Below are 24,123 nucleotides of genomic sequence, written 5' to 3'. Positions count from 1 at the left end.
TCTTTTAACATATGGAGTAAATGGAAACGATATGTTTTCCCTGTGCTTAGCTCTACATTTTATAAAATAAAACGTCAATGAGTGGATGAGGAAGGGCAGGCTAAGAATGCCAGACCCTTCCTCTCCTATTGAACAAGGGAGAACAAAAGCTCATGTGCAAGGTCTGTGTTGCAACACCTTTGTGACCTGCATCGTGCAAGATCGAAAAGAATCGACCTTTATTATGTAGTTATATCCAATTCCTTTCTAGAAACATAAAACGTCATGAAAGAATTTCTTTCAGACTTGACTCCCACTTATTTTTTCGATTTCGCCTCAAATCCTGAAGTGGGAGTCTTACTGTCTGTTAAAAGTGGGATAAACCCATCCCACCTCTATGACGAACCCAGTGCTACATCATACCATTTTTAATGCAACGCTTCAGCAGTATACGTATTTCTTTCACGACGAAACATGGCTACGATGCCATGTTTTGCTGAATGCTGTTTAGGCGTTTTTTGTTGGTAGCGATTAGGTAGATGACGATTGCCCAGATAATGCATGCGACTATGGATCCAATATTGAATATTCCTTTTTCAGATGTCCACATGATCGAATAACCAATCGAGCCGAGTAATAAGGAGTAATAGCAGAATGGCAACAATGTTTTACGAATAACATGTCCCTCTTTACCTACTAGTCCAACAACAGCTGCTGCAGCAACAACATTATGGACACAAATCATATTTCCCGCAGCCCCGCCAACGGCTTGCAAGGCGACCATCCAGGTTGGGTCACCGCCGATACGCTCCCCGACACCATATTGGAAAAGCGAAAACATCATATTACTTATCGTGTTACTACCGGCAACAAATGCACCAAGCCCGCCGATAAATGTTGCGAAAAACGGATAAACAGATTGCGCCAGATTCGCTACTCCATCCGCTAAGGCAATTGGCATTTCTGCATAACCCGCCGCTCCCCCATCCGAATTTAGGAACACTTGAACCATTGGAACGGTAAAGACAAGTGCTGATCCAGCAGCAAGCATTGTTTTTCCGGAGTCTTTCCAAGCCTGTGCGTACTCCCGTACCTCCATGCCATGTGCATAATACGTATAGATGGATGCGATGATAAAAATAAATCCTGGAGAAAAAAGTATTTCCCAGGTGGACGTGATTTCTGTCCCAAAAATATTTGGAATATTAATCGTTGCTGCTTTCAACCAGTCCCCTGCGACAGTCAATCTGGTAAGCAGAAGTAACAGGGCAATCAAAACATATGGTGACCATGCACGTAACATGCTAATCTTGCCTGCATAAATATCGCTTTGTTTGATTTCCAACCGGCCAGTCCATGTCGGGTCCCAGCGATCTTTTGACTCAAACGTCCAAATATCATCTTCCTTAGGCATGAGAAAACCTTTCTTCGCGGCCGAAACGACAATTGCTAAACCTACGAGACCACCAATCATGGAGGGGAATTCAGCTCCAAGCGTATTCGCTACAATAACATACGGTATCGTCATCGCAAGTGCTGCAAATATAGCAAACTTCCACACCTTCAAGCCTTCACTAAACGACTTGTTTTTGCCAAAGTAACGAGTTAATATCCCGACTAAAAATAATGGGATTAATATTCCTGCTATCGTATGAAGGATGGCAACTTTTCCGACCACATCAAACACAAATGCAGGCACATCTGATATTTGTGACAGGGGCTCGATCCCAGATCCTACCCCCACTACCATTGGTGTCCCGACCGCACCAAACGATACAGGTGTACTTTGAATAACCATCCCTGAAACAACTGCTGCCATTGGCGGAAACCCAAGCCCAACCAACAAAGGCACAGCAACTGCTGCCGGCGTACCAAATCCCGCTGACCCTTCGATAAATGAACCAAAAAGCCATGCAACGATAATGACCTGGATACGCCGATCTGGAGTTATATCGGTAAACCCACGGCGAATCGTGTGCAGTCCACCACTTTCCTGCAGCGTATTTAAGAGTAAAATGGCCCCAAAAATAATGAATAAAAGCGTTACAGCAGTAACTAGACCATTAACAGAAGCAGCTGCAACTTTCGGAAATGTGACATCCCATACGAATAGCGCCAGTAAAACAGCTGTGATGTATGAAAGCGGCATGGCTTTACTCGCTGGCCATTTAAATCCTACCAAAAACACAGCAACAACAATAATCGGAAGTAATGCCAGTATAGCTAATGTTCCCTCACCCATTTGTCAAATCCCTCCTAAAAATTTTGTTTATAGAGGCTGTTCAAATAGTCCGGTAAAAATGACACATCGAATTTCTTCGTTGGCTTGTTTCTACGCTGTTCATGTATCTATTTGCATACATTCCGCTGCTCGAAACTACACCGTCTCGAACTTCTCGGTCCTTTTTATCCTCCTTTTTGAACACGCATTTATATAAACTTCAGCACGTTTCCCTGTGAAGTTATATAATTGTAAACGATTACATAACTGTTTATGCCAAACGAAATACATCAACATTGTATCTTTTTAAAATTTCAATATTTTTATCGTGTAGGAAGGGAAGACATCTCCCCTTTGTTTATTTATTTCACCATCGTCCATTCCTGCTTCACTTCCACACAACGCCCCGGACTAGGAAATAGTTTCCCTGGGTTTAATAAATCGTTGGGGTTAAATACAGCTCGAATATCCGTTTGGGCCGCCATTTCTTCATCGCTAAAAATAAACCGCATTTCTTCTGCCTTTTCAATGCCTACACCATGTTCCCCCGTAATGGAACCACCAACATCGGCACAGGTTTTCAGGCATTCGGACCCAGCTTTTGCAGCACGTTGCACTTGTTCGGGAACACTTCCATCGTACAGAATAAGCGGATGAAGGTTACCATCACCAGCGTGAAAGATGTTCGCGATACGAAGGTTATACTTTTTGCTAATCGCAGCAATCTGCTCAAGCACTTCCGGTAACCGGGTTCGAGGAATCACCCCGTCCTGTACGAGATAATCCGGTGAGATCGCCCCCATGGCTCCAAAGCCCATTTTCCGATTTGCCCACCACAAGCCACGCTCTGCCTCATCTTTCGCTACTTTTACTTCACGAACATTGTTTTGCTTGCAAACCGTCAATATTTCCTCGATCTGACTGTCTATCCCTGCTGCAACACCATCCACTTCAATTAATAAAAATGCAGCAATATCACTTGGATGTCCGACCGGATAGGCAGCAGCTTCCACACCCTCAATCGCAATCGTATCCATCATTTCCAGTGCCGCTGGAATAATCCCGGCTGAGATGATATCGGAAACGGCTTGGCTGGCGTCCTTAATATCGTCGTAATAAGCGAGGACTGTTTTCTTTCCTTCAGGATTTTTCAGCACTTTGACGGTGATTTTGGTTACAATCCCAAGCGTTCCTTCTGATCCAGTTAACAGACCAAGCAAATCATAGCCAGGCTGATCCGGTACACCTGATGCACCAATCTCGATAATTTCACCACTAGGGAGTACAACTTCAAGCCCTAAAATATGGTTCGTCGTTACCCCGTACTTCAAACAGTGCGCACCACCTGCATTTTCCGCCACATTTCCACCAATGGTACATGCGTATTGACTCGATGGATCAGGTGCATAGTAATAACCTTTATCGGAAATTGATTGCGTTAACTTTAAGTTGACATAACCAGGCTCCACCACGGCGGTTCGATTGGCAAAATCAACTTGAAGCAGCTTTTTCATGCGCACCAGGCTAATAATCACCTCACCACCAAATGGCGTCGCCCCCCCGCTTAAGCCTGTTCCAGCTCCACGGGCAATGTAAGGGATTTTTTCCTTATTTAATAGTTGAACAATCTGGGAAACTTGCTCGGCATTGTGTACAAACACCACTGCTTTAGGCATTCCTTTAGCCATCGTATAGCCGTCACATTCATAGGCAACAATATCTTCACGCAAATACAGTACTTCCCTTTCGCCGACAATCTGCATTAATTGACGTTCAACAGCATCCGGCTTTGGCCGTTTTGTTTTTTTTCCAAGCATTTGCTTCACCTTCCTATCTTCATAACAATTCGACCGGCTGACTATTCGCTTCCTCTTTTTCCTTTGTGTATGCCCAATCCAGCAATTGCACGGTATGTACGACCTGTTCACTGCGGCCATGCCTTTCTACACCCAAAGCGATTTGCAGCATACAGCCGGGGTTGCCCATTGTGATGATTTCCACATTGTCAGGAATATCATCCATTTTGCGATCAAGCAGTTTTCCCGCCATTTCTGGATGGGTCAAATTGTAAATCCCTGCACTTCCACAGCAGCGGTCCGCATCTGGTAAGTCGATCATCTCAATGCCGGGAATTTCTTTTAATAACTGCCTTGGTTCGAAACGCACCCCTTGCCCATGTGCCAAGTGACAGGCATCGTGATAGGTGATTTTCTTGTTCACTTCCGTTTTTGGTCGTTTAAAATCATTGTCATATAAGAACTTTGAAACATCCTCGATCTTTTTTGAAAACGCCTTCGCCAACGGCAGCATTTCCGGATCATTACGGAAGAGCTCATCATACTCCTGCAATGCACACCCACAGCCTGCTGCATTGATCAATACTTTATCATAATCTTTAAATGCCTCAATATTTTGTTTCGCAAGCTCTTTCCCCGTTTTACGGTCACCTGCATGAATATGCAATGCTCCACAGCAGCCCTGCTCTTTCGGAAGACCAACCTCATACCCGTTATGCGTCAAAACACGGATGGTCGCCTGATTGACATCACTGAACATGATGTCCATGATACATCCAGTCAACATCGCCACTCGTCCTTTTGTCTTTCCTTCAGCAGGAATCACTTCCGGAAATCTTCCCAAGACAGGTTTTTCCACATCTGGCAAGATCGTCTCCATCTCTTTTAAATGTTTCGGCATCACATGGAGAACCCCTGTCTTTCTTGCAACCTGCTGTAACCCGCTTTTCTGATAAAACTTCATCAAATTCCCCACGGTATTCAAGCGATTCTGGTGTGGGAAAATCCCTTGCAAAAAGCTCTTATTCAGCATGCCATTGATACCTGTTAACGGATCTGCCTGCCGTATTTGTCCGCGGGCTTCCTCAATGAGACCGCCAACTTGTACGTTTGCTGGACAAGCTGTTTCACAGGCGCGGCAATCCAAACAATTAAAGATTGATTCGGAAAAAGCTTCATTTATGCCAATCTTCCCCTCTGCAACCGACTTGATTAAGTGCACGCGGCCCCGAGGGGAGTTGTGTTCCTCTCCGGTTTCCTGATACGTTGGGCACGCTTCCAAACATAGGCCACAGTGCACACAATCAGCCCATTTTTCCTCATCCGGTAAATCCTCCCAGACAAAATTACCGAGACGCTTCGTTTGGCAAGGTACATCTTCCCCGCTTAACATATGCTTTAATCGATTCTCATTCATTTATATCCCTCCTACAAAACGGTTGCGATTCAGGATATTCCTCGGGTCATTCGTATGCTTAATCCCTGCTAATAACGGAAAGTATGCTGGCTTTTCTCCCCACACACTAACGACTTCCCGTAATGTAAATGGAAGGTGAGTGCAGATCACATAGCCACGTTTTTCTTCTACTCTTGTCCGGAGTGCATAAACATAGGAAGCAATATCCTCCGGGAATCCGGCAACATATACGCGCGAAATCCCATGTCCTAGTCCACCATGTCCCTCTACTGCAACACCATACGTTTCCGCCAGCCTGTCAGCAGTTTGTAAGTTCATGAGCACATCCATGTTTTTACTGCCAATCTTCAGTGCTCCGCTAGTTTTTGCTTCGTTTGTTTGATCATTATACCCATTTGGACCACGATGGTGAAAATCATCCCACCACTTTCTCGCTTCTTCCTCGTGCAGAATAGTATGTTCGGCGCCAGCTGGTAAATTTTCCGCAACCCATTTTTCCTGACTCCGCACGGCATTTTCCCGATCCTCAAAGGCAATCGCTAACGTGTATTGGCGCTTACCTGTCAGTTGTTCCGCGGTTGCCGGTGTTAAAACTTCAAGCGAAACTGGTTCCATCATGGAATCAAGAATGTTAACTGCAAAGTCCTGGATGGCCTGTTCGCGATTATTTGGAAAATGCAGCAATGATAACCCTTCATATTTTGGTAGAGGGCGTAATTTAATTGTCAGCTCACTGATTACCCCTAACGTTCCCATCGCACCAATAAACAGCTTGTTCATGTCGTAGCCGGCAACATTTTTCACCACTTTCCCACCGGTTCGAATCACCCTGCCATCAGGATAGACAATGCGTGTGCCGATCACCAGGTCTCGTGCAGAACCATATAGCAGCCGCTTTGCTCCACTGTCATTTGCTGCAACAATACCACCAATCGTTGCCAGCTCTGGCCATGGTGTATCAAGGGCAAGCTGCTGCCCACATTGTTGTAATACCCCGGAAATTTCCTGTAATGTTGTTCCAGGTTTAACCGTCAATGTCAGGTCACCAACCGAATGCTCGACAATCCCCTTATAGTTGGCAAGCGATAACAATAGATCCGCCTGTTCCACCTGACCACCATAGCCACGCTTCGTCCCACCTGAAACAATATTAACGGTTTTATCATGGTTATTCGCATACGTAAGAACAGTTGCGATATCATTTTCCGAGCGCACCTCAATCACTTGCCTTCCACCGTTCCCCAATGGGTGCCCTGCTTCTTCATTGTCTCTTATTTGTTCCCTTGGCAAAACCTCTTCTAAAACGGAAGAAATCATGCGAATCGCTCCCCCTGCCGTACTTTTGGATAAAAAGCCCTTCTTATTATATATATTAAACCATCAGACTATTAACAAGTCAATGCAGTATTTACAAAAATCAGAATTTTTTCACCTGAAAAGCAGTTAATAGATTCCTTTTAATGGAGTAGAAAATCTGACATCAAGCTAAAGAAAGCAGGGGGAACAATCATGTTTGATCGTTCATGACTTCCCCTTGTCTATCCATTCTTGTAGACATGCGTTCGTCAATCCCCTACTATCCATTTACTAGTTATTAAACTTTTCCTTTGCCTCCAAACGACGGGCATGAAGGATTGGTTCGGTGTACCCGTTTGGCTGTTCCCTGCCTTTAAATACCAGGTCGCATGCTGCTTGGAAGGCAACCGAATCAGAGAAGTTAGGTGCCATCGGACGATATTGCGGATCATCGGCGTTTTGTTCATCCACTACTTCAGCCATTCGCTTTAGCGTGTTCATCGTTTGCTCTTTTGTACCAATACCATGATATAGCCAATTGGCGATAAACTGACTGGAAATACGCAATGTTGCCCGGTCTTCCATCAGCCCAATATTGTTAATGTCCGGTACTTTGGAACAACCAACCCCTTGATCTACCCAACGAACCACATAACCAAGCAATGTTTGTGCGCTATTATCAAGCTCTGCCTGAATTTCTGCGTCAGACCAATTGATGTTTTCGACAACAGGAATACACAAAATATCATCACGATAATCATTGCTATCTTTGGAAAGCTCTGCTTGAACGGTTTGGACATCAACCTGATGATAGTGAATCGCATGCAAGGTTGCTGCCGTTGGTGAAGGTACCCAGGCTGTATTTCCACCAGCTTTCACGTGGCCAATTTTTTGTTCCAGCATCGCAGCCATCATATCAGGCATTGCCCACATTCCTTTACCAATTTGTGCTTTTCCTTTTAAACCGGCTGCCAGCCCAACACGCACGTTATTTTTCTCGTACCCATTTAACCAAACAGAAGCTTTCATGTCCCCTTTCTTAATCATTGGACCTGCTTCCATCGTGGTATGAATGTTATCACCCGTACGATCGAGGAACCCTGTATTGATAAAGCAAATTCTTTCTTTTACCTCATGAAGACAATTTTTTAAGTTCAGACTTGTACGGGCCTCCTCATCCATGAGTCCAATTTTAAGGGTGTGCCGTGCCATGCCCAGCATATCCTCTACTCGGTTAAACAATTCATTCGCAAAAGCAGCTTCCTTCGAGCCGTGCATTTTCGGTTTGACAATATAGATCGATTTTTTCGGCGAATTTTGATAGATTCCATTATCCAAAAGATCATGTTTTGCCATTAAACTGGTAAACACCGCATCCATGATTCCTTCATAGACTTCATTCCCATTTTCATCAAGAACTGCGTTGTTTGTCATTAAATGCCCAACGTTACGCACCAGCATCAGGACGCGGCCAGACAAGGTTAGTTGCCCCTCACCAGATGGGCTTGTATAGATACGATCAGGGTTTAAGGTCCGGGTTACTTCTTTACCGTTTTTAGTAAATACCGATGTTAGATCACCCTTGTTGAGCCCTAGCCAGTTACGATAGATGTGGGTTTTATCTGCAGCATCCACCGCCGCTACCGAGTCCTCACAGTCCATAATGCTTGAGGTTGCCGATTCCAAATACACATCCTTAACGCCAGCTTGATCCATTTTTCCGATTGGATGGCCAGAGTCAATTTGAATTTCCACATGTAATTGATGGTGCCTTAGTAAAATGGCGCTCGGTTTTTCTGCTGTCCCTTGATAACCTGCGAATAAAGCAGGATTTTGTAGTTGCGTTGTTTCACCGTTGGCCAGCGTGATTTCCAGTTCCCCATTTACGACAGCATAGTTTGTTGCGTCCGCATGGGATGATGATGGAAGCGGTACGTGTTCATCAAGGAATTGTTTCGCGAAAGCAATAACCTTTTCCCCACGAACAGGATTATACGATCCCGCTTTTCCTGCCCCGCCTTCTTCACTGATAACATCGGTTCCATATAACGCATCATAAAGGGATCCCCACCGTGCATTGGCAGCATTAAGCGCATAACGCTCATTGTCCATTGGTACAACCAGCTGTGGACCCGCTTGCTTGGTAATGACGTCATCAATGTTTTCAGTCAAATTTGTAAAATCGTCTACATCCCGCTCCAAATAGCCGATTTCCTGTAAAAACGCCTTATACGTGGCAACATCTGGTTTCTTATTTTCGCTAAGCCATGTATTAATTTGCTTCTGCAGACTTTCACGCTCTGCTAATAAAGCAACGTTTTTTGGAGTCAGTTCGGCCACAAGGTTTCCAAAATTCTGCCAAAATGTATCTTGATTAAGCCCAGTGTCAGGGAGTGCTTCTAAATTAACAAAATCATAAAGCTCTTTTGCGACTTGAAGATTACCTACTGTTACATAATCTGCCGTGATATAATTTGCCATTTTTTCGATTCCTCCCAATACTTTGTATTATCTATTATTCTAATGGGAATGGGCTAGAATCAAAAATACATATTTTGCATGATCACTATTCCATTTGGCTATACCTTGCCGTATAATAATGTTTACACGTATAGCGGAAAGGAGATGGAGATCCTGGATATTAGACAAATCGCCTACTTTGCCGAAGTCGCCCGACAACTAAATTTCACCAAAGCAGCCGCGACTCTACATATCTCCCAACCGTCGCTAAGTAAAACGATTAAAAACCTGGAATCGGAAATCGGTGGGTCCCTCTTATATCGAGACGCGAAGCAGTTGGAGTTAACCGATGCGGGCAAGGCATTCTTAGTCAATGCCAAACTCGTGCTGGAGGCTTTCGACAATTTGACTTCTGAACTAAATGATGTGATGGAGTTAAAAAAAGGGGAAATCAAAATTGGTATCCCTCCCATTATTGGTGCGGCTTTTTTTTCTAGGCTAATCAGCGAGTATAAAGAAAGCTATCCATCGATTGATTTGCACTTAACCGAAGTTGGCAGCAACAAAATTAAACAAGGAGTTGAGGAAGGGATGCTTGATATTGGTTTAATTTGCAATGTACCGGTCCAAGCGGAAAATTTCGAGACCATTCGACTGGTAAATGACCCACTCATGCTCATCATTCATAAGGACAACCCTTTAGCCAAGCAAGAAGCCATCGATTTATCGGATGTGGAAGATGAATCTTTTATCTTATACCGGCATGACTTCTCCCTGCATGACAGCATTATTGCCGCATGCCAGAAACATGGATTTTATCCAAACATTGCCTGCGAAAGCTCTCAAAAGGACTTTATGATTGAAATGGTGGAAGCCAAATTGGGAGTGGCTCTATTGCCAAGTAAAATTTGCCGCCAGATCACCAATGACAGTATCGTCTCGTTGCCTTTTCGTAAACCCGTCGTAAAACTGGAACTAGGCATGATCTGGAAAAAAAATAAATATCTTTCTTACGCTGTACGTGAATTTATTGAGAGGTCTAAAGCATTTACGATTTGAGACACGGGAGAAGGCAGGCTAGATCACTAACAAATAGTATGAAAGTTGACGGTGCAAGTCTAAGGCGATCGTGTGCCTGGACTAATCAAGAATGGATCCTATTGTATGACTTTTATTTGGGTACAGCACTGAAATATAAACAAAATGGAACTTCTATCCAAACATCCAGAAGTTCCATTCTCAACTTAATCCCGCAGCAATGTTTTCCTCTACTATTCTTTCAAAATACGCATAAAGTCATAATTACGATATTTACGATTTCGCTTTACATCCGTATCAACAAATAATATTTTTTTCTCCGCAAGTGCGTTTAATGCACTTCGAGCCGTATTGGCAGAAACCCCAATGTTTGCTGAAACGTTTTTTGCGGTTGTAAAAGGATCCGAAAATGTATAGAGCCATACTTTTTTCTCGGAATCTGTATTACATTGAGCTAGACCTTGCTTTGCCAGCTGTTCAGCGCCATCCAACTTACGACTGATGCGGTCAGCCGTTCGATCACAGGCGGTTAGAAAAAACAATATCCAATCACCCCAGTTTGGCTGATCTCCTCTGACCCCATTTAGCATGTCGTAGTAACGATGCCGCTCTTTTTCAAGTTCCTCACTTACAAAGAAAAATGGGTGCGTCAGTAGTTTTGACTGAATAAGATATAGCACAATTAAAATACGGCCAAGTCGACCGTTTCCATCTAAAAATGGGTGGATGGATTCGAATTGGGCATGAATGATGGCCGTCTTCAATAAGGGTTCCGCGTTCTCACTGATGATATAATCTTCTTCATTATAATGATCGGTCGCTAACTGTTCATTGTATGGATGGCGATTGATATAATATTCAAGGTTTTGCATATACGTATCAATTTCTTCCGCAGAAACCGGAATGTACGATGCATCCCCGATATTATTCGTAGGTCCAATGAAGTTTTGTATTTTCCGAAAATCACCTGAAGATTGTATCGAGCCTCCTGCTCTCTGCATTAACGTCTGATGTAATTCCTTAATCAACCTTGAGGATAGAGGATATCCATTCCTAATACGCTCATACCCTTCTCGAAGGGCTTGCTGATAATTGTTCACCTCAATAATTTCCCAGCGAGGGTGTTTGTCATTTCGTTCCTCGACCATATCGGTAAAAGTAACTTGAGTACCCTCAATTCTAGTCGATTCAACTGACTCACTTAAGGACAAAATTTGAACCAGACGTTGACTAACAACCGAATGATTTACTTTTTCCTCCAGCCGGCCAATTTTATGATTAACCTTTGCCAAAATTTCCATGACACGCAATGCATCTGCCGGTTTTATTCCAATTGGAAGTTTACTAATTCCTCTTTTCGCCAAGTTAACTCACACTTCCCATTAATTTTAGCTAATTACACCACACGACTATACTAAACACAAAACAAAAGAAAATTTTAGCTAAAAATAAGATGTGGAGTCCAGTGTCCCACTCAGATCATTATTGTTGAAAACACCAGCCTTTTAAGACGAACTCCCCACTGCCAAACACGCTTCCACTAAAATGTCGATGCCATTCGCAATGGCTTCTTGGTTAAATGTCATTTTCGGGTGGTGCAAGCCTGGCGTAACGTCTGCTCCAAGTGCCAGCATCGTGGCTTTTATCGTGGGTCTTAGAATAGTATAATAGTGAAAATCATCTGAACCAGGTGTGATAATCGACGGTCGCGTATGCTGTTTTCCCAGATATTTTACAATCGCGTCATGTACGATGGCTTCTGCTTCATTATGGATGACTGCTGCTGGGACATCGTCATCCAAGGAAACATCAATGGTTACGCCATATATCGCTTCCAGATACTTGCAAATGTTTGCGATCTTTTCCTTTATTTCATCCATCACATCATTGGTTTGCGCGCGAACATCAAGACCGAATGATGCGTTGCCCGGGATAATGTTTAAATTATTATTCCCTGCATGAAAATTGGTCATTTTAATCGTCGCTGGTATCTGTGGGTTGGTATGAATATGCTGCAGCTGCTGAACAATTGCGGTTCCAACCTCGACAGCATTGACCCCTTCATGCGGACGTGCTCCATGATGATCTGCGCCATTAATTTTACCTTTCACAAATAAACAAGCACCGTGTTGAATACCGGGAGCACAATCAGGAAAAGCAATCTCACTGTTTGGTCGCACATGGACACCAAACAAGTAATCCAAATCGTCAACTATCCCCTCGTGAACAACTCGTACGGCACCGTTACCTTGTTCCTCCGCTGGCTGAAAAATGGCTCGCACCGTTCCAGAGAATTGATCTTCCATTTTCTTCAATCGATGCATGACACCAGTCACGATCGTCATATGTGCATCATGACCACAAGAATGATTCGCTTGTAATTTTCCATCGACTTCCTGTAATAGAGCGTCCATATCCGCACGTAAGCCTATTTTTGGCTGTCCACTCCCAATTTCCACATAAAATCCAGGAATAGATTTGAACGCAACCGGTTGGAATCCCGCATCGCTAAAGTGATTCATCAAATAGGCTGTTGTATTTACTTCATTTAAACTTACTTCTGGGTGTGCGTGCAAATAGTTCCATAATGCATCTAAATCTTGTGCTGACATATTATTGCCTCCAATCTGATCGGGTATGGCCCACTGAAAAAAGTTATTCGATTGGTTAATATGCTTTCTCGATCGCTTGGCTTTCCTTCTCGATCGGTTAGCATGCTTTCTCGATCATTTCCAATGATAACAATCGATCCAGAGCCGAGCCAGATAACCCACCTGCCCCCCAAAAAACTCAATCCCGGACTTCTTCCTTTCTAATAGCAAGTTGTTCCAAAACATTCATATCTATCGTAATACCCAGACCTGGTTTATCGGTTATATTTACGTGTGGGAGTGAATAGCTTAAATCGCCAATGTCAGTTGAAAATTTAGTTGGGCCGGATAATTCGGTCGATACAATATTTTCCTTGGACAAGGCTACATGGAATCCGGCTGCTGAACCGATGCTGGATTCGACCATGGATCCGATTTGACACTGAATGCCAAAAAGATCTGCCTGAGTTGCCAGCTTGTACGATGGGTAAATTCCACCGCTTTTCATTAGTTTAATATTGATATAATCCACCGATCGTTGTTCCACAAACGTCCGCAAATCCTGCGTGTTAATTAAACTTTCGTCAGCCATTAATGGAATGGAACTGGCCTGCTTTAATTCCCGAAACATGGACAGGCTTTCTTGGGCAATCGGCTGTTCCACCCATGTAACACCGAATGGCTCCAGTTGACGCATCATATCTTTAGCAATCTGCGCGCTTTGCCAGCCCTGATTCACATCCACGCGAATTTTCACTCGATCTCCCACTGCTTCTCGAACGGCCTTTACGCGTAAAATATCTTTGGCATGATCAATACCGAGCTTCATCTTAATTTCATCATACCCCTCGGTAACCGCAGTTTTTGCTTGTTCAGCGAGCACTTCAGGTTCTAGAATACTTAATACTTTCGGGATTACCGGTTGAGCCTCTTTTCTTCCCCCAAGCAAGGTATAGATTGGCAAGTTGCTAAATTTGCCCAAAATATCATAACAGGCAATGTCGACCGCAGCCTTGGCCGCACCATTGCCCACCAGTTCTTGATCCATAATCGTATGTATTCCCTGAATGTTTCGTGGATCTTTTCCTAAAATTGCTGGAATCAGCTGGTATTTTAATGCTGCAAAAACACTATGTACTGATTCTCCGGTTACATGCTCATCTGGCACGCTTTCCCCGAAACCGAAGATCCCTTCATTCGTCTCGATACGAAGAATAATTGCCGGCATGGTGTGGAAACTCGTATAGGAAATAATGAACGGTTCCTTTAGTGGTAAATTAATTTGGTAAATATCAGCTCTGGTAATTTTCATGTTATTTTAGCCCCCTGTATGATATGTCGCCTGCATATATGTTGCTAGTCACAAACTATCCGAAACCTATGACAGTATCAATATTTCGCGAATTGTTATCATGCATACTACTCCGTCGATAATTATTCATGAAAATCAACCGTTAGTTATCATTTACATCTTAATAGTTAAAACTTCGTGTCGTAAAGAAAGCCCCTATTAATTGTTAGTTGAGCAGAAGCGGCCCTTTGTCATGCAGTTGTCCCACTTATCTTTTTTAGTTCCATCTCCAAATCCTGAAGTGAAAATCTCGTTGCTCGTTTAGAATGGGATAAATGCAAATTAATTATATTTTTCTAATAATTGATTTGCATGAAAATCATGCACAGCAGCGTGAGTGGTGGCACATATAATTTCTAATTAAAGACTTAGAAAATTATATGTGCCATTCCAACAACAATTGGCAGCGTGATGCATGTCCGCAGCAAGAAGATCCAAATCAAATCCAGTAAACTGATCGGCAATTTAGAACCAAGGATTAATCCTCCCATTTCCGACAAATAAACAAGCTGCGTTACAGAAACACATGCAATGATAAAGCGTGTCATCTCACTTTCAACTCCGCTGCCAAACACAGCTGGCATAAGCATATCCGCAAATCCGACGACCATCGTTTGCGCTGCCTCAGCAGCTTCTGGAACTTGCATCCAGGCTAAAATTGGTTCAAACGGTTTGCCAACAATGGTGAAAAACGATGTGAATTCAGCAATGACTAATGCGATTGTACCAATGGCCATCACAATCGGAAGCACACCCAGCCACATATCCAGTACATTTTGGGTTCCCTCTTTTAAAATAGCACGAACGCCACTACTCTTTTTCGCTTTTTCAACTGCCTGATTCAAACCCCATTTCACACTCGATGTGCCTGCTGGAATCTCGACTTCACTCTTTAATTCTACATTTTCGTACCCTGTATCAGCTTTCTTTGATAATGGCGGGATCCGTGGCATGATAAAGGCAGCGACCAGCCCGGCAATAACGATGGTTGTGTAGTACGACAAGAAATACGGTTCCAAATCCAAATACGAAAGAACAACAATCGTAAATGTGATGGAGACGACCGAAAACGTCGTAGAAATAACTGCTGCTTCACGTTTCGTATAATAACCTTCCTCGTATTGCCTTGCTGTTAAAAGAACACCTATTGTTGCATCCCCCACCCATGAAGCTAAACAGTCTAATGAGGAACGGCCAGGAAGTTTAAACAAGGGTCTCATAATCTTTAACAGTAATGCACCAAAAAACTCCAATAGCCCAAAATTCAGCAAAAGTGGTAGCAGAAATCCGGCTAACAGAAACATCGAAAACAGGATAGGAATTAAGTCATACATCAACAATCCACCTGTGTCTTCAGAAAAAATCATAGATGAACCTACTTGGAAAATAGTTACTATTGCAAAGACGGTTCCAATTAACCGCACGATCAGCCAAAAATAGCCGACATTTAATAGTGTATTTAAATAACGATTTTCTAATATAAAACGTGGCTTCATAAATACAGCTACAATCGTACCTAATGTTGACAGTCCCATCAATATAGCTGTAATGGCTGGAATGAACTTACCGAAATACGCATTAATTTGTTCCGCAAAGTATGCAACAGGTATCGTCATCCCGTCTCCTGTAGAAATGGGTACAATAAATAACAGAATTCCAATTAAAGAAGGAACGAGAAACTTTAATATATTTCCTATCGTATAAGCATTGTCTACTGTTTGTTCGATTGGTTCCATGGTTTTCGTTGTCTCTTTCATTATTTCACCCTTATTCTAAAAATAATCCTTGGTCCGTATAAAGCTGTTCTAATTTCTGCTGGCGAATACTAATTGGTTTATGATCTCGTTCTAAAAAGCCTGCAATGATAATTTCTAGTAAACTGACGACAGATGCAATCGAGTGATGGCCCGCATTTTCTCTTTCCTCCGTAGTTAACGTGATATCGGCAAATTGTCCAACTGCAGAGAATTGATTATTAGAAACGGCTATCATATGCACGTCTTGCTTCGCTAAACATTTGATCAATTCCATTGCTTCTCGTCGATACCTTGGGAAGGAGAAAACAACCCCTGCCGATTCGTGATTCAGATCAACGATATCCTCCAGTGAGAACCCCGTTGGACTTGAGATGAATACATTTTCCCGGTATTGCCTTAATGCATAATAGAACCAATACGCTGCACCGTACGAACTTCCAAACCCACCTATGTAAATACGTTTGGCAGCAATTAGCTGATCAACTGCGTCCCAAATAATCTTTGTATCCATTTGTTCAAGCAATTGATTTAAAACGGCTTTTTCCTTTTCAACAACTTGAACAAAACCTTCAAAGGTGTTCTCTTTTTGTGAAACATAGATGTCCCGATCTTCTTTTGTTGCCAACCAATCTTTCCGCAGCACATCCTGCATTTCGGAATAACCTTTAAATCCTAGGGCATAGGCAAACCGTATAACAGTTGTTTCACTTACTCCAACTTTTTCCCCCAGTTGAAAAGCAGTCAGCAGCACCCCTTCATCCTTATTGTGGTTTATAAATTCTGCAACCTTTTTTTGTCCGGGGGATAAACTAGTGTAGCTATCTTTCAAGATTTGCGAAATTGATTTAGTTTCCATAGTGTCTCCTCTTTATTTCTGGTTTGCAGGAAAAACTTCATTTAAATTATTATAATACATTTTATCCTTCAAAAAAAGAGTTTATTTATATTTACCCATATTTTTTTATGATTATACAATTTTTAGCATGATCCGTCATTACTCATTATCAAACATAATCAACCAAGTCTATCGAAGTATGTTTGCATAGATACAACCATTCATAAAAGGAAGGTACACAAACAAAATAAAAAATAACCATGACGATCAGCGCCATGGTAGGAAGAAAATTTTTATTATCAGTTTGTGAAATTTTTATTTTTTGAAGGGGACTTGGAACCTCGCTTCTTACAAGTAATCTTTGCGCAATTTCTCGGCAGACTTCGGTGAAATATAGCCTGGTGCGACATCATAGACCGTTTTTGCCCCGTGCTGTCCTTCTTCACTTAAACGGTGAGCGGCTCGCGCATACGCTACTAGCACACTTGAGGTGAATTCCGGGTTGCTATCCAGCCTCAAGCTAAATTCAACAATTTGATCATTACCGTCGCCTGTTTTCCCACTCCGGATCACGAATCCACCGTGCGGCATGGCGGAATGATCCCGCGCTAATTCTTCTTCGTTAATAAAATGTACCGTCGTCTCATACTCATCAAAGTAATTTGGCATTGTTTTAATTTCCTGCTCAATGCGCGCTGTATCGGCACCTTCTTCAGGAACGATATAGCATGTCCTCGTGTGTCGATCCACTTTGGAAACAGCTGGATTCTCCCCATTTCTAACTTGTTCGATCACCTTTTCCGATGGGATCGTATATTGCACGCCATTCTTCACGCCATCTAACCGGCGTACGGCATCCGAATGTCCCTGGCTCAAGCCTTTTCCCCAGAATGTATAAGTTTCTCCCTGTTGCAAGACCGCTTCCGACATCACCCGATTAATGGAAAACAGTCCCGGATCCCAGCCAACAGAAATGATACTTGTCGTCTCACTTGCTTGTGCTACGTGATCCACCGAAGCAAAATATTCCGGGATTTTCGCATGGGTATCAAAACTATCCACCGTATTAAACATTTTCGCAATCGCAGGTACTTGCTCAGGTAAATCGGTAGCAGAACCCCCACATAATATCATGACGTCAATTTGCTCTTGATATTGCTTAGCATCTTCTATATGTAAAACCTTCACATTTGGATCTTTTACTTGTAATGTGTCCGGGTCTCTTCGGGTAAAAATCGCAACAAGCTCCATATCGGGCTGTTGTCCGATTGCTGCTTCGACACCTTTTCCCAAATTCCCATAGCCTACAATACCGACATTTACTTTATTTTCCATCCATTTTTACCTCCGATAACTAAAAGATGTGTTTTATTGTACCGTTTTTACTATCTATGTGCAATAATTAGACGCTTTCACATGGATCAAATGTCTATTATACAGTCCACACCCGTCCATGTCATAAATTACTTTCAAATCGAATATTGTACAAGTATACCTGATTTTTTTGGAGGCTTTTCCTATGATTTTTAAACTATTGCCAGGACTAAAACAGCTTGCCCATTATAATATTTCCTATTTACCAAATGACATTACCGCTGGGCTAGTAGTTGCTTTTTTATTAATCCCACAAAGTATGGCCTACGCTGTGATTGCTGGTGTACCTGTTGTTTATGGCTTATTCGCCGCTATCTTTCCTGTTCTGATTTATGCCCTGTTCGGTAATTCAAAATATCTAAGTGTTGGTCCGGTTTCCATTGTATCACTGTTAGCCTTTACCGGTATTGCTACACTTGCCCAGCCGGATTCACCGCATTTTTTTGCATTAATCATTTTGCTCACACTCATCGTTGGCGCAATTCAGCTGATACTTGGTTTCGTTAAATTTGGTTCACTTTTTGATTATATTTCTCCCGCGGTTATTAGTGGGTTTACTTCAGCCGCTGCCATTATCATTGCCGTCACACAAATTCCAGCAATCATGGGAGTCCGATTGGCTTCATTTCAAAATATTTCCGATTATATACTTGAAGTTTTTCATCATTTCCCAGAGGCAAATATCTTCACTGCCATCATTGGTGTTGGCAGTTTAGGCATGCTAATTCTGATGAAGACAACATTTCACACATCATTAGGACCGCTTTTCATGATCATTTTATCGATCATTGTCGTTAGCTTTTTTCATTTAGAGCAAGTGGGCGTTGCAATTATCGGCGACGTTCCTCAGGAATTACCACGATTGGCCCTAAACCTGCCGACTATGGATACATTACTGTCATTACTTCCAATCGCTTTCATGATTGCTTTCATCTCCTTTGCCGAATCTTATGCAGTTGGTAAAACACTGGCTGTAAAGGAAAAGGAACAGCTTAACCCGAATCAGGAACTATTTGGTTTGGGGCTAGCTAATCTAACCAGCTCCATGGTTGGTGCTATCCCTGTAGCAGGAGGAATTTCACGAACAGCGGTCAATTATCAATCAGGAGCAAAAAGCAATGTATCGCTATATGTAACAGCCGGCCTTGTGCTGATCACATTACTTTATTTGACACCGCTCCTTTACTTTTTACCAAAAGCAACCCTGGCTGCTGTCATCATTGTCGCTGTCGCCAACCTGATTAATGTCAAGGATATGCGGTATTATCTAACGCATTCGCCAATGTCTGCGATCATCATGTTTTCCACATTTCTTGCTACGTTAATGGTAGACATTTTTGCCGGGTTGATTATTGGTATTTTTTTGTCGTTGTTATACACGTTTGTAAAGACCAAGCTATTGCATGTGACTGAATGAGACACGGGGACTAATCGAGACCACTGAAAAAACGAAACTGGTTCGCTCTGAAAACTTTCAGGCGCGTTCTCACATGTTTAAAATCTACTATCGTACATTTCATTTCAGACGTAACTTCGCACGTTTTGGGCGTGACTTCGCACGTTTCGAGTCTGATCTCGCACGTTTTGGACGTAACTTCGCACGTTTCAAGCATATTCCTGCACGTTTTCTAACATGTGAAGATGATGTACTTTTTTCGGTGGTCTTGGACAGGTCCAGTGTCTCACTATAAAATGGAAAGTGTATACCCCTAACTATTTACCCACGAGCTTGCAACACTTCTTTTAGCAAGCATTATTAATCCGTGCAGCCAAGCAATTTCCTATCCTGTCTTCCTACTGTTCCCCTACTTCATCATCGCCAATGAACCCATTGGATCCCATGGCTTAAGCACGGTTGGTTCTTGTTCCCAGGCTTGTTTTAGCTCATCAGAAAGATACTTCTTATGAATGACAATTTGGTATGTATAGGCATCCATCCAAGCATCACTCATCACAAAATAACCTTTGTTTCCAACTTTTTCGCCCCAGCTGTTTTCAACCTTCCACCGATTCGGTTGTTCATTGATCAGATTCACTCCCGTCAGTACCATCGCGTGGGTCAGCATTCCATCATGATAATCCAATCGTTCACCTTTTGACATCTGAATAGGAAACCCGAATGCCTTTTCATAATCGTATAAAGCCGTATCCATAATCCCGTCTTTACGATTGGAATCCTGCCCAACATCGCATCCAAACCAGACACTTTCGTTATCCTTGATCTGTTTGACAGCAAGATCTTTTAACGTAGCCATATCCACATTTAAATATTTAATCGGCGTACCACCGACAACATTGCCCAAATGCTGTACCGTATACGTTTTTCCGTATGGTTTATCAGAAGTAGGCGCATTAATGATACTGACATAATCATGCAGATCAAAGCCCAAGTATTTCGCGTAAAATGCTTGAGGTGTCAGCTCCTCCTCACGATGAAAAACATTGTCCTGATCACGATATTCGAAAGTAAACGTTTGTGGTGGCTCACCTAACGAAAAACTGAGCATCTGATAGATTTCCGACAGCATTTCTTCCTTCGCTTTTTGCAAATCGGCTGCTGGCGTAGACTCCTGATAAAGTTTTCGCAGTTTCATAGCATCCGCTCGCAATTTAGCGTTTAACAGCTGGTTTAGTTCGCGTGAGCTGCTGCTGTGAAATGTTTCCGGCATGATTTGTTTCGGGACAACCCCATATTTTTCAACAAGCGAAACCAGCATATCCCACTGTCCCCCATCTTGCTGTGGGGTGTCCAAAAGCCAGGATACCAATCTTCGTGACAAGGCTTCATCAGCGGTCTCCAGGATATTTTCGTAAAAGTAGTTGACTTTTTCAAATTTATCCCAGAAATTAATGTAGTTCTGTGATAGTTCAAAATCCGTTGTTCCCAATACATCATTTAGTCGGTGGGTAAATGTATTTAACGCGGCAAACATCCAGCAGCGCCCGCTTTGTTGCTGATTGGTAACCTTCCCTGTTTCAATCTCTTCAGAAAACACATGATTCATAGAAACGTTGGATGCATTATTTTCCAATGAATTCTTAATCCCATTTTTCATCATGGCATGCTTGATGACGTCATTTTGTGGTTGTTCATGCATCTTATTCGAAAAGTGTTGAATCTTTTGTTTGTCGATCTCATTTGTCATATTGAATCTCCCCTTTGTAAACTTCTATTTTAATTGTATTCCTTTTATTCCATAATTTCGAGGCTGAGGTTTTGGTCTCTCTCAGTCGGTTATCGCGCTTCCCCGCTCGTTTGGCTTGTGCTCTCTCCCGTTTCAGGCACGGTCCTTCCTGTTTTTCAGCAATTACAACCTGTTCAGGATAGCCGAAAACGTATCTTACCGCGAAGAAAAGTTTGATTGAATTTCTGGTCACTCTATCTACTTTTACGGGGGCACAATCAACTTTCACCCGGACTCGATCTACTTTTCGTCTAGTTCGATCAATTTTCGTGCGATCATGATCAACTAATATACGCCAAATGATGTCCACTTTTTCAGCAGCATGACCTGTCCCCCGTTCAATGTCCCTGTGTCATCCGGTCAAATATGATACACTATTGTTTAGTTTGATTTGATGGAGATGTTTGCAATGGGGTTATTCTTAAGTGTCATTTTGCCAATTATGGCTGTGTTTGCTTCGGGTTTTATTTTACAGCGGATTCGGGTGCTCGATGTGTCATCGGTAGCAGCGGTTTCATTGTATATATTATCACCTGCGCTAGTATTTACCACCTTATATGATGCAACATTTGATCGTGGATTTTTGGTCGTGCTCGTATACATGTTTCTACTATTCTATGTCATGGTGCTGCTTAATAAAATACTTGCAAAGATTTTCAAATGGGATCGCAATACAGAGAGTGCATCCATCCTGGCAACAGGTTTTATGAATTCGGGGAACTACGGTTTGCCGGTGGTACTGTTTAGCGTAGGCGAGGCTGCCGTACCATATGCCATTTTTATCATGGTTATCCAGTCGTTGCAGAATAATTTTTTCGGAATCTATTATGCATCAAGAAGTACAAGCGGAATGCGACGAGCGCTGATGAACGTGCTGAAAATGCCGACAACGTATGCTGCCATTCTAGCGTTTGTCCTGCATTATTTTTCGGTGGCTGTTCCAGATGCGATTCACTCTACCATATCGATGGTCGGAGATGCCGCCATACCGGTCATGATGGTTATGCTTGGCATGCAGCTTGGATCGATAACCGGGCTGAAACTTAACTGGCAGGTTGTCACGTCTGCCGTTACATTGAAAATGATCGCGGCACCACTAATTGCTTGGGTTTTTGTTTCAATTGTCCATGTTGATCCGATTATCGCATCGGTTTTGATTATTATCTCTGCCATGCCAACCGCCGCGACAACGACGATGTATGCGATTGAATTCGATACCGAGCCGGAACTAGTGTCAAGTATTACGTTGATTGCCACTTTAGCGAGTGTTGTTACATTGAGTGTGTTGTTGAATATTGTGGTTTGATGAGGATTTGATGGGTGGTCTTATTCAAAGTTGAGAGATGTAGCCTTGAAATAAAGACTGATCAAAACTTATTAGTAAACCCGTATTTTATAACCTTTATAAGAATCCATTTTGAAAAATATTTTTGCTCAAAATGGATTCAGGATATGGCTTTTTATTAAACTGGACCCCACTTATTTCCTTTAGCAATATTTTTCACGCTCTTCACACTATCAAAATAAAACCCCCCACAATTCTACACCATTCTCACCTCTGTCGATCCATGTTATAATGCTACCAAGTGAGGTGCGTATCATGAACTTGGAGCAACGAATGTTATCCCCTTTTGTAAAAGCAAAATACTTATCAGAACCCAATTATAGACGATATACGAGCATCATTCATTACTTATACCAGCAACATGGAGTATTACTATAGTACTCCTGCACTCCCGGGAAATATTTTAACCACATTGTCGAAAATGACACCTTGCAGTTGTTTCGTGATTATACCGAGAAACAGCTGGATGAAGATCTTAAACAATTGGAGGAATGGGGCAATGTCGTTTCCCATGCCAATAATTCCAGAGTAAGCAAAATTCAAGATTATAACCGTAGCAGACTGCGTTATCAATGCACCGATGAAACGATTGAAATCGAACGGATGTTGGAAAAGCTGGATGGCCAAATACATCGGATCAAAGGTTCTTTAGACTCAAAAATGGTCAGTTCGCTGGCAGCACTCGTGTTACAATTTCAAAAAATGGATTTTCAATCAGCCCTGACAAAAGACGAACGCTCCGAATTCAACGAACTTTGGACAGATATTATCAAACGGTTTAAGACGTTGCACGAAGAGGCATCCGATTATCTGGGTATCATTCAAAGCAGAAACATTGAAAAAGCGATGCAAAGCAAGGACATTAGTGCATTTCGGGTTAAATTTACCACCTATTTGACCGATTTTATCATCGCATTACAAAAAAATACCGCAATCATAGAATATGCATTAAAAGATATTCAGCATCGCGGACTTGTCGAACGAGCCATTCAGGAACTAGTTATCTATCAAAAGGACAAGCCAAATCTGGAAGAAGTAATCAGCGATAAAGAAATGGAAAAAATCTATCACATGCAATGGAGCGGAATTCAAAAATGGTTTGTCCACGATGAATTCGGCGAACGGTATGTGGACTATCTACTTAAACAAACCAATGAAACGATCAGCAAGTTTATGAAATTCCTGGAGCAACTGACCGAACGGGAACAACAAATGAAAAGTAGAAAGCATGAATTCCTGCATTTGGCAAAACTGTTTGAGGAAGAGGTAAACTTTGATAACTGTTTGCACATGTTTGGTGCGATTACCAATATTGAACACCCGCCCCATTACTTCTCCGAGCGAAATCAGGAAATTTACCCTGACGAAAGCCTCATCGGTTTTTACTTATATTGGAAAAACATCTTGGTTTCAGTTTCATGTTAACAGAACAAGAACAAACGGGAAGTGCGCACACCACCCGTTTGACTCGGTTTTAT

The 24,123-nt window shown here is 42.4% G+C and carries 16 protein-coding genes; 4 read left to right on the top strand and 12 right to left on the bottom strand.

Annotation, left to right across the window (positions count from 1 at the left end):
* Nucleotides 1-457: 457 nt before the first annotated feature.
* The 5 genes from WMZ97_RS17535 to WMZ97_RS17515 all read right to left on the bottom strand — a co-directional run bounded on the left by WMZ97_RS17535 (nucleotide 458) and on the right by WMZ97_RS17515 (nucleotide 9,190).
* Nucleotides 458-2,221, bottom strand: coding sequence for an L-lactate permease (locus tag WMZ97_RS17535; protein ID WP_343273389.1), 1,764 nt, complete (start codon nucleotides 2,219-2,221; stop codon nucleotides 458-460).
* 341 nt (nucleotides 2,222-2,562) lie between these two features.
* Nucleotides 2,563-4,017: an FAD-linked oxidase C-terminal domain-containing protein gene (locus WMZ97_RS17530; protein ID WP_343273388.1), complete on the bottom strand. Its 1,455-nt coding sequence runs from the start codon at nucleotides 4,015-4,017 to the stop codon at nucleotides 2,563-2,565.
* Between the two features lie 19 nt (nucleotides 4,018-4,036).
* Complete coding sequence (locus WMZ97_RS17525) at nucleotides 4,037-5,413, bottom strand: (Fe-S)-binding protein (protein ID WP_405027712.1); 1,377 nt, start codon at nucleotides 5,411-5,413, stop codon at nucleotides 4,037-4,039.
* Nucleotides 5,414-6,730 (bottom strand): FAD-binding oxidoreductase, encoded by a 1,317-nt coding sequence (locus WMZ97_RS17520; RefSeq protein WP_343273387.1) that lies wholly within the window; start codon nucleotides 6,728-6,730, stop codon nucleotides 5,414-5,416.
* Between the two features lie 270 nt (nucleotides 6,731-7,000).
* Nucleotides 7,001-9,190 (bottom strand): malate synthase G, encoded by a 2,190-nt coding sequence (locus WMZ97_RS17515; RefSeq protein ID WP_343273386.1) that lies wholly within the window; start codon nucleotides 9,188-9,190, stop codon nucleotides 7,001-7,003.
* Nucleotides 9,191-9,343: 153 nt separating this feature from the next.
* Here WMZ97_RS17515 and WMZ97_RS17510 point away from each other — a divergent pair, with 153 nt between their 5' ends.
* Nucleotides 9,344-10,228, top strand: coding sequence for a LysR family transcriptional regulator (locus WMZ97_RS17510; RefSeq protein ID WP_343273399.1), 885 nt, complete (start codon nucleotides 9,344-9,346; stop codon nucleotides 10,226-10,228).
* A gap of 212 nt (nucleotides 10,229-10,440) precedes the next feature.
* On the opposite strand, the gene WMZ97_RS17505 is transcribed toward WMZ97_RS17510, so the two are convergent.
* The 6 genes from WMZ97_RS17505 to WMZ97_RS17480 all read right to left on the bottom strand — a co-directional run bounded on the left by WMZ97_RS17505 (nucleotide 10,441) and on the right by WMZ97_RS17480 (nucleotide 18,076).
* Complete coding sequence (locus WMZ97_RS17505) at nucleotides 10,441-11,571, bottom strand: Fic family protein (protein WP_343273385.1); 1,131 nt, start codon at nucleotides 11,569-11,571, stop codon at nucleotides 10,441-10,443.
* Between the two features lie 141 nt (nucleotides 11,572-11,712).
* Nucleotides 11,713-12,819 (bottom strand): amidohydrolase, encoded by a 1,107-nt coding sequence (locus tag WMZ97_RS17500; protein ID WP_343273384.1) that lies wholly within the window; start codon nucleotides 12,817-12,819, stop codon nucleotides 11,713-11,715.
* Between the two features lie 178 nt (nucleotides 12,820-12,997).
* Entirely contained in the window at nucleotides 12,998-14,110 is a 1,113-nt protein-coding gene (locus WMZ97_RS17495; RefSeq protein WP_343273383.1) for a mandelate racemase/muconate lactonizing enzyme family protein, read from the bottom strand.
* A gap of 407 nt (nucleotides 14,111-14,517) precedes the next feature.
* A complete protein-coding gene (locus WMZ97_RS17490) occupies nucleotides 14,518-15,906 on the bottom strand; it encodes a YjiH family protein (protein ID WP_343273382.1) in 1,389 nt (462 codons plus the stop codon).
* A 10-nt stretch (nucleotides 15,907-15,916) separates the two neighbouring features.
* Nucleotides 15,917-16,762, bottom strand: a complete 846-nt coding sequence (locus WMZ97_RS17485; RefSeq protein WP_343273381.1) for a MurR/RpiR family transcriptional regulator — start codon at nucleotides 16,760-16,762, stop codon at nucleotides 15,917-15,919.
* A gap of 327 nt (nucleotides 16,763-17,089) precedes the next feature.
* Complete coding sequence (locus tag WMZ97_RS17480; RefSeq protein WP_343273380.1) at nucleotides 17,090-18,076, bottom strand: diaminopimelate dehydrogenase; 987 nt, start codon at nucleotides 18,074-18,076, stop codon at nucleotides 17,090-17,092.
* 184 nt (nucleotides 18,077-18,260) lie between these two features.
* On the opposite strand from WMZ97_RS17480, the gene WMZ97_RS17475 reads away from it, so the two are divergent.
* Nucleotides 18,261-19,532: a SulP family inorganic anion transporter gene (locus WMZ97_RS17475; protein ID WP_343273379.1), complete on the top strand. Its 1,272-nt coding sequence runs from the start codon at nucleotides 18,261-18,263 to the stop codon at nucleotides 19,530-19,532.
* A gap of 388 nt (nucleotides 19,533-19,920) precedes the next feature.
* Here the strand turns inward: WMZ97_RS17475 and WMZ97_RS17470 are convergent, their stop codons facing one another.
* Nucleotides 19,921-21,261 (bottom strand): C1 family peptidase, encoded by a 1,341-nt coding sequence (locus WMZ97_RS17470; protein WP_343273378.1) that lies wholly within the window; start codon nucleotides 21,259-21,261, stop codon nucleotides 19,921-19,923.
* Between the two features lie 448 nt (nucleotides 21,262-21,709).
* Here WMZ97_RS17470 and WMZ97_RS17465 point away from each other — a divergent pair, with 448 nt between their 5' ends.
* Together WMZ97_RS17465 and WMZ97_RS17460 are read left to right on the top strand one after the other, a co-directional pair.
* The gene (locus WMZ97_RS17465; protein ID WP_343273377.1) at nucleotides 21,710-22,606 is read left to right on the top strand and encodes an AEC family transporter; all 897 of its coding nucleotides are present in this window, start codon (nucleotides 21,710-21,712) and stop codon (nucleotides 22,604-22,606) included.
* Nucleotides 22,607-23,080: 474 nt separating this feature from the next.
* On the top strand, nucleotides 23,081-24,070 hold the full coding sequence (locus WMZ97_RS17460; protein ID WP_343273376.1) for a DUF2397 family protein: 990 nt from the start codon (nucleotides 23,081-23,083) through the stop codon (nucleotides 24,068-24,070).
* Nucleotides 24,071-24,123: the final 53 nt, after the last annotated feature.

It is taken from the genome of Lentibacillus songyuanensis (assembly GCF_039548255.1).
Taxonomy (GTDB): domain Bacteria; phylum Bacillota; class Bacilli; order Bacillales; family Amphibacillaceae; genus Lentibacillus_C; species Lentibacillus_C songyuanensis.
The sequence above is the reverse complement of the archived record's forward strand: the minus strand, read 5'-3'. Positions and strand labels throughout refer to the sequence as shown.

Excerpts from the sequence above, each read along its gene's own strand:
- WMZ97_RS17535 (WP_343273389.1), bottom strand. The coding sequence starts at position 2,221 with ATGGGTGAGGGAACATTAGCTATACTGGCATTACTTCCGATTATTGTT.
- WMZ97_RS17530 (WP_343273388.1), bottom strand. The coding sequence starts at position 4,017 with ATGCTTGGAAAAAAAACAAAACGGCCAAAGCCGGATGCTGTTGAACGT.
- WMZ97_RS17525 (WP_405027712.1), bottom strand. The coding sequence starts at position 5,413 with ATGAATGAGAATCGATTAAAGCATATGTTAAGCGGGGAAGATGTACCT.
- WMZ97_RS17520 (WP_343273387.1), bottom strand. The coding sequence starts at position 6,730 with ATGATTTCTTCCGTTTTAGAAGAGGTTTTGCCAAGGGAACAAATAAGA.
- WMZ97_RS17515 (WP_343273386.1), bottom strand. The coding sequence starts at position 9,190 with ATGGCAAATTATATCACGGCAGATTATGTAACAGTAGGTAATCTTCAA.
- WMZ97_RS17500 (WP_343273384.1), bottom strand. The coding sequence starts at position 12,819 with ATGTCAGCACAAGATTTAGATGCATTATGGAACTATTTGCACGCACAC.
- WMZ97_RS17495 (WP_343273383.1), bottom strand. The coding sequence starts at position 14,110 with ATGAAAATTACCAGAGCTGATATTTACCAAATTAATTTACCACTAAAG.
- WMZ97_RS17490 (WP_343273382.1), bottom strand. The coding sequence starts at position 15,906 with ATGAAAGAGACAACGAAAACCATGGAACCAATCGAACAAACAGTAGAC.
- WMZ97_RS17485 (WP_343273381.1), bottom strand. The coding sequence starts at position 16,762 with ATGGAAACTAAATCAATTTCGCAAATCTTGAAAGATAGCTACACTAGT.
- WMZ97_RS17480 (WP_343273380.1), bottom strand. The coding sequence starts at position 18,076 with ATGGAAAATAAAGTAAATGTCGGTATTGTAGGCTATGGGAATTTGGGA.
- WMZ97_RS17475 (WP_343273379.1), top strand. The coding sequence starts at position 18,261 with ATGATTTTTAAACTATTGCCAGGACTAAAACAGCTTGCCCATTATAAT.
- WMZ97_RS17470 (WP_343273378.1), bottom strand. The coding sequence starts at position 21,261 with ATGACAAATGAGATCGACAAACAAAAGATTCAACACTTTTCGAATAAG.
- WMZ97_RS17465 (WP_343273377.1), top strand. The coding sequence starts at position 21,710 with ATGGGGTTATTCTTAAGTGTCATTTTGCCAATTATGGCTGTGTTTGCT.